The sequence below is a fragment of the uncultured Maribacter sp. genome (assembly GCF_963977385.1).
Taxonomy (GTDB): domain Bacteria; phylum Bacteroidota; class Bacteroidia; order Flavobacteriales; family Flavobacteriaceae; genus Maribacter.
Window position 1 is genome coordinate 40,866 of record NZ_CAXBOU010000015.1, and the last position, 13,145, is coordinate 54,010.

At 34.3% G+C, this 13,145-nt stretch carries 12 protein-coding genes; 6 read left to right on the forward strand and 6 right to left on the reverse strand.

Features of this window, described 5'->3' with window-relative positions:
- The first annotated feature begins 24 nt into the window (after positions 1-24).
- Both AAC084_RS15165 and murQ read left to right on the forward strand, forming a co-directional pair.
- Positions 25-1,476: a sodium:solute symporter gene (locus AAC084_RS15165; RefSeq protein WP_339841049.1), complete on the forward strand. Its 1,452-nt coding sequence runs from the start codon at positions 25-27 to the stop codon at positions 1,474-1,476.
- Positions 1,477-2,316 (forward strand): N-acetylmuramic acid 6-phosphate etherase, encoded by an 840-nt coding sequence (gene murQ / locus AAC084_RS15170; RefSeq protein WP_339841050.1) that lies wholly within the window; start codon positions 1,477-1,479, stop codon positions 2,314-2,316.
- A gap of 138 nt (positions 2,317-2,454) precedes the next feature.
- Here the strand turns inward: murQ and AAC084_RS15175 are convergent, their stop codons facing one another.
- The gene (locus AAC084_RS15175) at positions 2,455-3,588 is read right to left on the reverse strand and encodes a site-specific integrase (protein ID WP_339841051.1); all 1,134 of its coding nucleotides are present in this window, start codon (positions 3,586-3,588) and stop codon (positions 2,455-2,457) included.
- A 192-nt stretch (positions 3,589-3,780) separates the two neighbouring features.
- Positions 3,781-5,178, reverse strand: coding sequence for a tRNA uridine-5-carboxymethylaminomethyl(34) synthesis GTPase MnmE (gene mnmE, locus AAC084_RS15180; RefSeq protein WP_339841052.1), 1,398 nt, complete (start codon positions 5,176-5,178; stop codon positions 3,781-3,783).
- A 111-nt stretch (positions 5,179-5,289) separates the two neighbouring features.
- On the opposite strand from mnmE, the gene AAC084_RS15185 reads away from it, so the two are divergent.
- Positions 5,290-5,697: a hypothetical protein gene (locus AAC084_RS15185; RefSeq protein ID WP_339841054.1), complete on the forward strand. Its 408-nt coding sequence runs from the start codon at positions 5,290-5,292 to the stop codon at positions 5,695-5,697.
- 71 nt (positions 5,698-5,768) lie between these two features.
- Complete coding sequence (locus tag AAC084_RS15190; RefSeq protein ID WP_339841055.1) at positions 5,769-6,137, forward strand: DUF4870 domain-containing protein; 369 nt, start codon at positions 5,769-5,771, stop codon at positions 6,135-6,137.
- Positions 6,138-6,218: 81 nt separating this feature from the next.
- On the opposite strand, the gene dnaN is transcribed toward AAC084_RS15190, so the two are convergent.
- Together dnaN and AAC084_RS15200 are read right to left on the reverse strand one after the other, a co-directional pair.
- On the reverse strand, positions 6,219-7,337 hold the full coding sequence (gene dnaN, locus AAC084_RS15195) for a DNA polymerase III subunit beta (protein ID WP_339841056.1): 1,119 nt from the start codon (positions 7,335-7,337) through the stop codon (positions 6,219-6,221).
- Between the two features lie 277 nt (positions 7,338-7,614).
- Positions 7,615-8,445: an SAM-dependent chlorinase/fluorinase gene (locus AAC084_RS15200; protein ID WP_339841057.1), complete on the reverse strand. Its 831-nt coding sequence runs from the start codon at positions 8,443-8,445 to the stop codon at positions 7,615-7,617.
- A 130-nt stretch (positions 8,446-8,575) separates the two neighbouring features.
- On the opposite strand from AAC084_RS15200, the gene AAC084_RS15205 reads away from it, so the two are divergent.
- Together AAC084_RS15205 and AAC084_RS15210 are read left to right on the forward strand one after the other, a co-directional pair.
- A complete protein-coding gene (locus AAC084_RS15205) occupies positions 8,576-9,529 on the forward strand; it encodes a PhoH family protein (RefSeq protein ID WP_339841058.1) in 954 nt (317 codons plus the stop codon).
- An 8-nt stretch (positions 9,530-9,537) separates the two neighbouring features.
- Positions 9,538-10,494 carry a phosphoribosylaminoimidazolesuccinocarboxamide synthase gene (locus AAC084_RS15210; RefSeq protein WP_339841059.1) on the forward strand — a complete coding sequence of 319 codons (957 nt, stop codon included), beginning with the start codon at positions 9,538-9,540 and terminating at the stop codon, positions 10,492-10,494.
- Between the two features lie 3 nt (positions 10,495-10,497).
- Here AAC084_RS15210 and AAC084_RS15215 read toward each other — a convergent pair whose 3' ends face one another.
- Both AAC084_RS15215 and AAC084_RS15220 read right to left on the reverse strand, forming a co-directional pair.
- On the reverse strand, positions 10,498-11,154 hold the full coding sequence (locus tag AAC084_RS15215) for a 3'-5' exonuclease (RefSeq protein ID WP_339841060.1): 657 nt from the start codon (positions 11,152-11,154) through the stop codon (positions 10,498-10,500).
- Positions 11,154-13,073, reverse strand: coding sequence for a DUF294 nucleotidyltransferase-like domain-containing protein (locus tag AAC084_RS15220; protein WP_339841061.1), 1,920 nt, complete (start codon positions 13,071-13,073; stop codon positions 11,154-11,156). The genes AAC084_RS15215 and AAC084_RS15220 overlap by 1 nt, the downstream gene beginning before the upstream one ends.
- Positions 13,074-13,145 lie beyond the last annotated feature (72 nt).

Consider the following 13,145-nt stretch of genomic DNA (forward strand, 5'->3'; position numbering starts at 1 on the left):
TGACTCGCTAAAATACCCTATAAAATGAATCCATTTTTCGTTTTGGCCATTATCGTCATCTACTTTGCCCTGTTAATGGTAATATCCCATTTTACCTCTCGCAACAGCAGCGATGAATCTTATTTTACGGGAGACAGGCAATCCCCATGGTTTTTGGTGGCTTATGGTATGGTCGGGGCCGGTCTTTCAGGGGTAACCTTTGTATCGCTGCCGGGAATGGTAGGAAACAATAATTTTTACTTTTATCAATTCATCCTCGGAAACGTAGTGGGATATTTGTTCATCACGTTCGTACTAATTCCAATATATTATCAATTAAGATTGGTTTCCATCTATTCCTATCTTAGCGAAAGGTTTGGAAATAGAACGTACAAAACCGGATCGCTGTTCTTTTTGGTATCACAGTCGTTTGGTGCGGCACTGCGTTTGCTGTTGGCAGCGAAAATCCTTCAATTTGCCTTTTTTGACAAGCTAGGCGTTCCGTTTGTACTAAGCGTTATCATCATTTTGCTTTTGGTATGGCTCTATACGAACAAATCGGGTATCAAAACAATTGTCTGGACAGATACCATGCAGACCACTTTTCTCATTTTAGGGGCCGTTATAACGATTTATACTATAATTTCTTCCTTGGATCTTTCAGTGGGACAAGCGGTACAAAAAGTGATGGAACATCGGTATTTTGATATTTTCAATTGGAACGACAAGTCTAGTAATAATTTTTACAAACAGTTCATAGCGGGAATCCTAGTGGCTATTGCCATGATAGGATTGGATCAAAATATGATGCAAAAGACATTGACCTGTAAAAACAGGTGGGACGCACAGAAAAACACATTGACTTATAGCTTTATTTTGGCAATTACACAATTTCTGTTTATGGGCTTGGGAGTGCTACTGTACATTTACGCCGAGAATCACGGAATTACTTTGCCCATTGGCAAAAATGGAGCACTTTTGGATACCGACACGCTCTTCCCTGATTTGGCATTGAACCACCTAGGATTATTTGCCGGGATATTCTTTCTATTAGGGATAATAGCGGCATCCTTTTCCAGTGTGGATTCTGCCTTGACGGCGCTGACCACGTCGTTTACCTATGATTTTCTCGATATCTCCCACAAATCGAGTAAGGAAAGAAAAAAGTTGAAAAACTGGGTACTCTTAGGGTTTTCCGGGGTAATATTTATAATAATGATAGCATTTTCCAATATTAGGGGCGATGTCATTTCCCTTATATTCGAAGTAGCCGGTTATACCTACGGGCCGCTTTTAGGCCTCTACTTATTCGGTATATTCACACAGATCAAAGTGAAGGATAAGTTCGTCCCCATAATATGTGTATTGGCTCCTTTAGTCACTTATCTATTTAGTGCATATTTTAAAAAAGTCTATGATTTTGATTTTGGGTTTATAAACATAGCCGTAAACGGTATGTTAACAATTTTAGGACTATTACTAATCAAAAAGAAATAAATGGAATCGAAGAAACTCACAACTGAAGAATCCTCCAACTACACTGGTCTTGAAAAAATGAGCACTTTGGAGTTGTTGACCAATATAAATAATGAAGATAAATCGGTTCCATTAGCACTTGAAAAGGCCATTCCTAGAATAAGGAAATTCGTGGATATCGTCGCTGCAAAAATGAGTGCAGGCGGAAGGCTATTTTATATTGGAGCAGGAACCAGTGGACGGTTGGGAGTTCTTGACGCCTCTGAATGTCCCCCTACTTTCGGGGTATCCGATGATTGGATAATAGGGATTATAGCGGGAGGTGATAGTGCTTTGAGGAAGGCAGTGGAAAATGCCGAAGACGATACTGGGCAAGCTTGGAAAGATCTTCAAAAGTTAGCGATATGTGAAAATGATGTGCTTTTGGGCATTGCGGCTTCAGGCTCTACCCCATATGTTATTGGTGGACTGCAAGAAGCTAGAAAGAATAATGTAATTACTGGAAGTATCTCTTGCAACCAAGATTCGCCCTTATCGTCGTATGCCGACTATCCCATCGAACTTATCGTAGGCCCAGAATTTGTAACGGGGAGCACGAGGATGAAGTCAGGAACTGCACAGAAACTGGCTTTGAATATGATTTCTACCACGGTAATGATAAAGTTGGGCAGAGTACTCGGAAACAAAATGGTTGATATGCAGCTATCGAATAAAAAGTTAATTAATCGGGGTATTAGAATGCTTATGGATGAGCTTCATATGGATGAAAAAGTGGCAAGTCAACTGTTGGAAAAACATGGAAATGTTAGGAACATCTTGGATATGTACAGCTCAAAATTCTTAGGTAAAATTGTACCATAAAACGGCCTTATTATGGGGCCGTTTTCCGAAAGTGTAAATCATTTTTCTAGGGTGTCCCATTCGTGGTCTCTTTTAGTGGTTTCGTCAATTAACCTTTTTCGAGACACTTTATGGTTTGTGAAAGCCTAAACACTATTACTAAATATTTAAATCCAACTCAGGAATTAGATTAGCCGCTTCCTTCATTTTTTCGTCTATAATCTTAGTATAGATTTCTGTGGTTCGGATTTCTTTATGCCCTAATCGTTTCGAGACTGTATAAATATCTGCACCGTTCTCAAGTAGGAGTACTGCATTAGTATGTCTTGCACTATGAAAAGTAATATGTTTAGTAATTCCCGCCTTCATGCACCATCTGAGAATTTCGGTATTGTAAACGGCACCATATTTTAAACCTCTAAAAACTCTATCACTTTCGTTTGCCCGCTTTCCTAGTAGTTTTCTTGATTGCTCTGAAACGTAAAGATATTCAAGTCCGTCAGTTTTCTTTTGTCTAAATATAATTCTTGAGCCTGTATCTTCATCGCGAACCTCCGACCATTTTAATTTATCAATATCACTCCATCTTAGCCCTGTAAGACAACTAAAAATAAAAGCGTTCTTTAGTATAGGGTACTTACACTCGGCTTGTGTCATAGCCTGTAATTCTGAATAGGTTAAGTATTCCCTTGTAGATTCGCCCTGCTCAAAACCTTTAACCGACCGCAGTACATTTTCTTCCAAATAATTTTCGGTGTAGGCTTCTCGTAAGGCTGCTTTAAACTTATTGAAATAGGTGTATTTCGAATTTTGGGATAGGGGAGTATCGCTCTTAGTTTTAGCTTTGGTGTTCAAATATCGCTTAAACCCTTTGACAAAATCAGTATCAATATCCTTCAGCTGTTTATGGGCAGGACAATATCTTTCGATGTGTTTTAGAGCTGCATCCCAATTACCATAATTTGCTTTGGTTTCAAAGCGGTCTTCTTTAAGCTGCTCATAGTACTCCAAAAAGGTTAATTCTCCCTTCTTATCGTTCTTAATTTTGTATTTCCCTTGAATGTATTCAGCCTTTCTTATTGCTAGTATATTTTCGGCTAACTGAAGCGTTTCTTTATTCTTTCTTTTTTCCTCTGCATTTGCGGGACTATCAAAAACATATTGTTTGAGGTATTCGAATTTTCGCAGATGTTTTTTAACCCCATTTTTATCTATACGATAACCATTGTAGAATTCAAGAAATAAACTGGATTTTCCGTTTTTTAATTTTTTCTGCTTTAGATTGATTTTCATAACAAGAAGTTTTGAGGTGTAATTTTTCCATCTTTTGAGTTAAAAAATTAAACGAGGTGTAAAAATGGTGTAATAAATGTATGAAAATAGGAGATTAAGAGAAAGAGAAAATAAAAATACTTTTCAACAACTTATTGATTTACAGTCATATGAAACCAAATTAAACCATTTAAGACCAAATGAAATACTTATTTATTTCCCGATACAGAAATTTGCAAAGATATTGCCTAGTAATTCATCATTTGTAACTTGTCCTGTAATTTCACCTAGGTGGTAAAGTGCTTCACGTACATCTATAGCCATAAGGTCGCTTGGAAGATTTTCTTTCATACCAAATTGTACTTTTTCAATTTCTTCTAAAGCTTTGAGCAAAGAATTGTAGTGACGTGTATTAGTCACTATTGTCTCATTATTACGTAATGCACCTGTATTTACAAATTCAAGAAGACTGTTTCTTAATTCTTCAACTCCTTCACCAGTTTTTGCAGACAGATATTTAACGTCATGCAAATACTCGTTAATCCTAATTTTATCAGTTTCGGAAAGTGTATCTGCTTTGTTTATTAAGAGAACCAAAGGTTTCAGAGGATTCTTATTCTTAATTTTCTCATAATCAATTACAATGTTTTTTAATTTTTGGTCGTCGGCTAAAAGTTTTGAACCATCTACCAATAATAAAATTACTTGGGCTTGTTCAATCTTTTCGAATGTCCGTTTTATACCCATTCCTTCAATAACATCTTCTGTTTCACGTATTCCAGCGGTGTCAATGAACCTAAAGCCGATTCCTCCAATAGCTATTTCATCTTCTATTGTATCTCGAGTAGTACCAGCAATATCCGAGACTAAGGCCCGCTCTTCATTTAAAAAGGCATTAAGTAACGTAGATTTACCAACATTAGGTTCACCTACAATTGCAACCGGAATTCCATTTTTAATCACATTTCCTACTGCAAATGAATCAATCAAGCTTTTTAATACTTTTTGAATACGTGTCAAAAGTTCTTTGAACTGAGTACGATCTGCAAATTCTACATCTTCTTCAGAAAAGTCGAGTTCTAGCTCAATAAGAGAAGCAAAGTTGAGCAATTCGGCCCGTAGGTTTTTAATTTCGTTACTGAATCCTCCACGCATCTGTTGAACAGCAATTTGATGGCTAGCTGCATTATCACTAGAAATAAGGTCGGCAACTGCTTCAGCTTGGCTTAAATCCATTTTACCGTTCAAAAATGCTCTTAAAGTAAACTCACCTGCATCTGCAGTTCTGCAACCATTTCTAAGAAATAACTGAATAATCTGTTGTTGAATATAAGGGGATCCGTGACACGAAATTTCTATTACATTTTCGCCAGTATATGAATTCGGATTCTTAAATATCGAAACCAGCACTTGATCTAGTACATTTTTACCATCTTTTATATAACCTAAATGTATTGTATGACTTTTCTGTTCTGCGAGTTTTTTACCTGAAATTGAATCAAAGTGATTGGAGGCAATAGAAATTGCATCTTCACCAGAAAGTCTAATAATTGCAATGGCTCCTGAACCTGCCGGAGTGGCTAATGCTACTATAGTATCTGTTTGAATCATCTTGCAAAAATAATCAATTATTAACTGTTGTAGTTTTCTTAATTTAAATGCATTTTGTTTTAAATGTATAATTATATACTAATTTTGCATGGTATAAAATAATAAGATTAGATGAAGAAATTTATTGTATTACTGGTGTTAGTTTTAACTTATTCAATTGGGTATGCTCAAGATGACTCTAATGAATCAATAATTAAGAGTACTATTGAACAGCAAAATGAATTGGAACAGGTTAAAAAGAAAGTAGAAAAATCTGAAGCAAAAGCTGAAAAAGAAAAAAAGCAAGCAAAGGAATTAAAGAAACAAGAGAAATTAAAGAAGCAAGTTGATTCTAAATCAAAAGCTATTGACAAGCAAAAAAAGCAAATAGAAAAATTGCAAAATCAACTTGAAAAAGGAAAATTGAAAGGAATTCTTTCGCCTGTGAATATTGAGAAAGCAGATGATAAAATCGTTAAGATTCAAATGAAAGTTATGAAGGATCAAGAGAAACTAAAAAAGCTAAAACGTAAAATGTAGAAGTTGATAATTTGTAACAAATTGAACTTTTATTCGTCTTATTTATAGTATTCATCTAAAATCAATCAAAAATGGAACTTGTAAATAAACACGCAGTAGTAATTCGTGAGGACCGTAATCTTTTGGTCATTACACATTTATCTCAATATTTAGATTTTATAACAGGATTTGGCGGACTCATTGTACCGTTGGTAATTTGGTTAACAACTAAAGATTCTGTTGTTGGCATGGAAGAGCATGGTAAATCTGTCATCAATTTTCAATTGACTTTAATATTATATCTAGTAATTGGTATACCAGGAATTATATTCTTTGGTCTTGGAATTTTATTATTGATTTTTGCAGGCGTATTATCGATTGTTATGCCAGTGGTAAATGCAGTAAAAGCAAGTAATGGAGAGTCACCAAGTTATTTTGGTACAATACGATTTATTTCTTAAGAAAAGTATAAAAAGAGGCAAATATAAAAAGGATGCAATTGATATCAATTGCATCCTTTTTATTAAATGATAATCTCCTATTTAGTTATTAAGCATAACAGGCATTACCAACATAGTAACGTATTCACCTTCATCTAAACCATCAGTAGGGGTAAGAATACCTGCACGGTTTGGTAAACTCATTTCTAAAGAAACTTCATCTGAATTTAAATTATTCAGCATTTCAGTTAAGAATCTCGAGTTAAAACCAATTTGCATATCATCACCTTGGTATGAACAAGTTAATCTTTCTTCCGCTTTATTAGAGTAATCGATATCTTCAGCTGATATGTTTAATTCAGCACCAGCTATTTTTAAACGTATTTGATGCGTTGTTTTATTAGAGAAAATCGAAACCCTTTTTACTGAACTTAAAAATTGATTTCTTGCTATAGTAAGTTTGTTTGGATTCTCTTTTGGTATAACTGCTTCGTAATTTGGGTATTTACCATCAATTAATCTACAAATCAATTCTGTTTCTTCGAAGCTGAATTTTGCATTACTATCATTGTATTCTATTAGCACATCAGATTCACTACCAGCTAATATTCCTTTTAATAAGGTTAATGGTTTCTTAGGCATTATAAATTCTGCCACTTGAGTTGCAGTAACATCTGTACGTTGGTATTTTACCAATTTATGAGCATCAGTTGCAACGAAAGTTAAATTTTCAGGAGAAAATTGGAAAAAGACTCCGCTCATCACAGGTCTTAAATCATCATTTCCTGCTGCGAAAATTGTTTTGTTAATTGCTGTAGCTAATATATCTCCAAGTAATGTTGTTGAACTTGGACTCGATAATTCTACTGCTTTTGGGAATTCAGCTCCATCAGCATATGCTAATGCATATTTACCGTGATTAGAACTAATTTCTACTGTATTATTATCCTCAACCACAAAAGTAAGTGGTTGTTCAGGAAATGTTTTCAATGTTTCTAAAAGCAACCTTGCTGGCACAGCAATAGTCCCTTCACTATCTGAATCTACTTTTATTACCGAACTCATTGTAGTTTCTAGGTCAGAAGCAGAAACAGTTAGTTTATCCTTTTGCAAATCAAATAGAAAATTATCTAAGATTGGTAGCGTATTACTGTTGTTGATAACGCCTCCTAAAATTTGAAGTTGTTTTAGCAAATAGGTACTTGAAACTATAAATTTCATTCTTTAATTTTTATTGATATTATTCCTATAATAATTTAGGACAATAGGTTTAAACTCCTAATTGTTGGCAGTTTTCGATACCAACAAAGATATTTTAATTGGTCTTTTTAAGGAAACAAACTTATTAACACTTTATATGGCATATAGTAGTACTGTATCACTTGTAATTACTAGATAATACTTATTAATATAAGGTTTGTAAAATAGTTATTAACTTTTGAGTTAATTGATGATTAGAATAAAAAGTTTCAAATACGTTTTGAATCTTACTTTATACTTATTCAAAATCAACCATTATTGTATCCCTATAATCAAGTCCCAATAGAGTAGAGGCACCACCAACTGTTGTTAAATTACTTTTATAAATAGCTAGTTCTATATATTCAGAAGAATTAAAAATGGCCAATAAATCACCAGCACTTTTTCGTTGGTTTTTATCAATGCTATAATCGATGAAATCATTATATGCTTTATGAATTTGACTAATTTTATGATTTCTTACCAAAAGCTTATAGTCTCTTCCATTGCGGTAGGCGTCGAAAAGATTTTTACGAATATTGGTAATTACATTGCCATAGTTGTCAATATAAATAACACTTCCAATAATTTTTTTTCCATCCTCAACAATCCTTGGAGAGAATTCTCTCAAAGTGTTTAATTCTGCAAAGGGTTTACCGACTATTTCAAGCGTTCCACCTCGTGCAATATGACAAGCTACTTGAATAAAAACGTTTAGTACGGGAAATGAATTTGCAATAGAATCGGGTAAATTTATTTCAACGACTTTTTCAGGAGTCATTTCTGATGTGATAAGACCAATGACACCAGTGTTCGCGCTTATAAAATAATGACCATTAACTAGAGCAACTATGTGCTTGTTATCTGGGGTCTCTTCAGAATCAACGCCTACAATATGTATAGTGCCTTTCGGAAAACTTTTATAAGAATTAGAAAGTATGTATGCACACTCTTGAATATTGAATGGCATGATGTCATGTGAAATGTCAACAATTTTAGCATCGGGTAATTCACTATAGATAGAGCCCTTCAAAACAGCTACGAAGTGATCTTTAAGTCCAAAATCTGTGGTTAGGGTGATGATTGCCATACAGCAATGTTGATATGTTTTTGATTAATCAAACTTAAAATTTGCTTAAATTTGATATACAAAATTAAACAAAAAATCAGCGATTAGAAACTAATCTTCGCTAACTATAAATCTTATTAAAACAGACTGTTTGAACGAAATTATTCTAGAACTTACCGAAATAAGCCCAAGAGAGTTTTTTGGGCAACAAAACGAGCATATAGATTTATTGAAAAAGTATTTTCCCAAGCTTAAAATAGTTGCCCGCGGCAATAAAATTAAGGCTTTCGGTGATGAAGAATTATTGGAGGAATTTGAAAAACGTTTCGATTTACTTACTCAATATTTTATAAAATATAATAAGTTAGATGAGAATAGTATTGAACGTATACTAACAAGTACTGAAGATGATGAGACTAAATCATCTGCTTACAGTGGAGAAACATTAGTTCACGGTGTTAGTGGTCGTTTAATTAAAGCTCAAACAGCCAATCAAAGACGCTTGGTCGATGCTTCACGAAATAATGATATGGTTTTTGTTGTAGGGCCTGCCGGTACCGGTAAAACATATACTTGTGTTGCTTTGGCGGTAAAGGCATTAAAAGAAAAGCAGGTAAAGAAGATAATTCTAACAAGGCCTGCTGTTGAGGCTGGTGAGAATTTGGGGTTTTTACCTGGTGATTTAAAAGAAAAACTTGATCCTTACATGCAACCACTTTATGATGCTTTGCGCGATATGATCCCTGCAGAGAAATTGGCTCATTATATAGAGAATGGCACCATACAGATTGCTCCTATGGCATTTATGAGAGGTAGAACTTTAGATAATGCTTTTGTGATTCTAGATGAAGCACAAAATACTACCCATGCACAAATGAAAATGTTTCTGACACGAATGGGCAAGAATGCGAGATTTTTAATTACAGGAGATCCAGGGCAAATCGATTTGCCTCGTAGAACAATTTCAGGCCTAAAAGAAGCCTTGCTAATTTTACAGAATGTAGAAGGTATAGAAGTAATTTATTTAGATGATAAAGATGTAATTCGCCATAAGCTTGTTAAAAAAGTTATTGACGCCTATAAAACTATTGAACACCACAATTAAATAATAACATGTCGAATAATACTGTTTACGAAACAAATTTCACTTTTCCAGGTCAAAAGAATGTATATATAGGCAAGGTAAGAGCTGTATATACTCTTGAGAACGATAAGTTAGTGATGGTCGCTACAGATAGGTTGTCTGCATTTGATGTGGTAATGCCAAAGGGTATCCCTTACAAGGGGCAGATTCTAAACCAAATAGCGACACAAATGATGGCTGCTACTGAAGATATTGTGCCTAATTGGTTAACGGCAACACCTGATCCAAATGTTGCAATAGGTGTTGCCTGTGAGCCATTTAAAATTGAAATGGTTATACGAGGATATTTATCTGGACATGCAGCTAGAGAGTATAAAGCTGGTAAAAGAATACTTTGCGGAGTTAATATGCCTGAAGGGATGAAGGAAAATGATAAATTTCCGAATCCAATTATAACCCCTGCCACGAAAGCTGAAATGGGTGATCATGATGAGGATATTTCAAGAGAGGATATTCTAAGTAAAGGGATAGTGTCGTCAGATGATTATGAAGTACTTGAAAAGTATACATATGCTCTCTTTGAAAGAGGTACGAAAATCGCTGCGGAAAGAGGGTTGATTTTGGTAGATACCAAATATGAATTCGGTAAAACAAAAGAAGGAGAAATTGTTTTAATAGATGAAATTCATACACCTGATTCTTCTAGATATTTTTATTCAGATGGTTATCAGAAAAGACAGGATAGTAACGAACCTCAAAAGCAACTTTCTAAAGAATTTGTGCGTCAATGGCTGATTGAAAATAACTTTCAAGGTTTAGAGGGGCAAACTGTACCAGAAATGACCGATGAATATATTGAATCTGTATCGGAACGTTATATAGAGTTGTATGAGCATATTACAGGTGAGTCATTTGTAAAAGCCGATACTACTCATATATATGACCGTATTAATAGAAATGTGCTTAATTATCTAGAAAGTCTTTAGGTATTACTTAGTTAACATTTTAAGGGAGAAATTTTTCTTTTCTTTTAAGCGAGAAATAATTTTTAAAAAGGCAACTGCAGTTATGTATGCATCACCAAGTGCTGTATGTCTGTCCTTTTTTGAGATTGAAAATTTTTCGGCTAACTCATCAAGGGTGTAGTTTGTTTTTGGTTGTACTAAGTATGATTTTATTAAGGTTTTTCTGTAAAGGACACCTGTGTCTAAAACTTTATTTTTTAGTTCAGGTAGTCCATTACGTCGTAAAGCGCTATTTAGCATTCCCATATCAAACCCAGCATGATGTGCCACTATTATTGAATTTTCAACATAATCTAAGAACTTTTCTAACGTTAATATTTCACTGATACAAATGCGCGGACCATTTTTTAAAAGTCCGTGAACATGTACACTTTCTTTATGATATATTTGCTGTTGCAGGTAGATATCTAAAACATCTTGAACCGAAATTGTTTCTCGTTTTATCTTTACTGCTCCGATTGATAATATGCGGTCTTCATAAAAACTAAAACCGGTTGTTTCGGTATCTAAAACAACGAATGTCAACTCGTTGAAATCTTTTGGTATAGGTTTCTTGAATTGATTTTCGTAGGTCTTCCAAAATTCAGGTAGGTTAGTATATGATTTTTTGAATAATCCCATTATCCTAAAATATTAGCAACTTTAAAACGCAACGTAATTAATTCCTGAATTTCTTTGATGGCTTTAAAAGTGCGTTTCAGTTTCATTTTTTCTTGCTTTGTCAATTGCTCTAATTCAATAAACCGACCAGAATCGTGATGCAGTAAACCTTGTCGTGTTCGGAACTTTAATAAAGCCTTTGTAGCATAGGAACAGGCTAAATAAAGCTCATGGTTATTGGGTTCTAATTCTGCCAATTTTTCATAACGCTCCCAAGTATTACTAATTCCTTTTACCGAGTGTGATAAAATCAGAACCCTTGCAGCATCAATTAAGGGTCTCAGTGCTCTACTTTTTAAGTCGAAGAAGTCTTTGTGTTGGCCATCTTGTTCTACCACAAATTGTCTGAAAAAACCTGTTGGTGAAGGGCTTTGTAGCGCCCCATTGGCTAAATGAACTAAGAAAATCGGATATTTTTGGACAGTTCTAAATATATGCTCAGACATGTTATCTAATAAGCTACGTTCGCCGAAAGATAAACTATAATCGAAAAATATAGATGACATAAGTACTTCGTTCGGGCCAGGATTACTGATCCAATAAGACAGTTTGTTTTTCCACTCCTGTAAGCTTAAACACCATTTAGGGTTAGAAGCCATCATATCTGCAGGGCAGTATTCATATCCTATTGTATTTAATCCTTTGGTGATTTTTTTAGATAGATTTAAAAAGTAGGTTGTTGTTTTGGGTAAATCTTCTTCAGGTACATCTTCAAAAACTAACGCATTATCTTGATCAGTATGTAATAATTGTTCACTTCTACCTTGGCTGCCCAATGCAAGCCAAGCAAACTTAACCGGCGGTGGATTCTTCATTTTTGTCAATGAAATTTCAACAACTTGTTTGATACATGTATCATTAAGTTCTGAGATAATTTTAGCGATTAATCCTAAGGGAATATTTTGTTCTAAATAGCCATTTAAAAGCACCATGACACTTTTTCTGAGTTGCTTTATTTTTTTAATTTTTTGAGTACGCTTAATTGCTTTGACCAATACGGCAGGGTTATCCCCTAAAGAGACCATTACATCATGCTTAGACAATATTCCAAGTGGTTTTGTATTTGTTGTACCATCTTCTGTTATAACTAAATGACTAATACTGCTTTTCATCATAGCCATTTGTGCCTGTGTAATAGTCAGCTTTCTGGGGTAGGTAATTACTGGCGAAGACATAATAGATTTTACAGTAGCGGTTATAGGTTGTTTGCCAGATATAACTTTGTTACGTAAATCTTTATCGGTTATAATACCAATGGCTAACCCTTTACTTACAACCAATACTGAGCCAATATGCTTTTCAGTCATTAATTCGGCAGCCTTTTGAATGGTTGTTCTTGGAGAGCAAGTAATCAGTTTTCGAGAATAACTTGCTAATTGAAGATCAGGTATTTTTATTTCTTTTTTAGAATCCTCTTCACCTTCAATACCATAAAGCTGACCTTTTTGATTTTTTGAATATGGATTTCGGGTATTTGAAGCAAAACTTTCCATTAAAAAAACAGAAACCTCTTCGTTCTGTTTAGCCATAGGCCTAAAAATGTCAATGGGTATACCGTAAAGAATACTTTCTTCGTGAGCTCTAGCTTCTAATTTATAATTTTCGTTAGCAATGAGTGGTCTAAGTCCAAATACATCTCCTTCATCGCAATAATCAACAATATTATTGGTAACCATATTATTTAGTGTAACGGCCCCTTTATGAACTAGGTAAAAATGTGCATGCGGGTTCTCTTCAACCGTGAAAATGATACTATTCTTTTCTTTGTAAACAATTAGAACTTGTTCGGCTAATAAATATAGAGACTTGGTGTCAAGAATATTAAATGGAGGATAATTTTTAATAAAATCAGCAACTCTTTCTGAAATAAGATTTTTCATAAACTAAAGTTAGCAGAATTGTTTTTCTATAAATGCAAAATACATTTACATCTATTCAAAATGTTATTGATT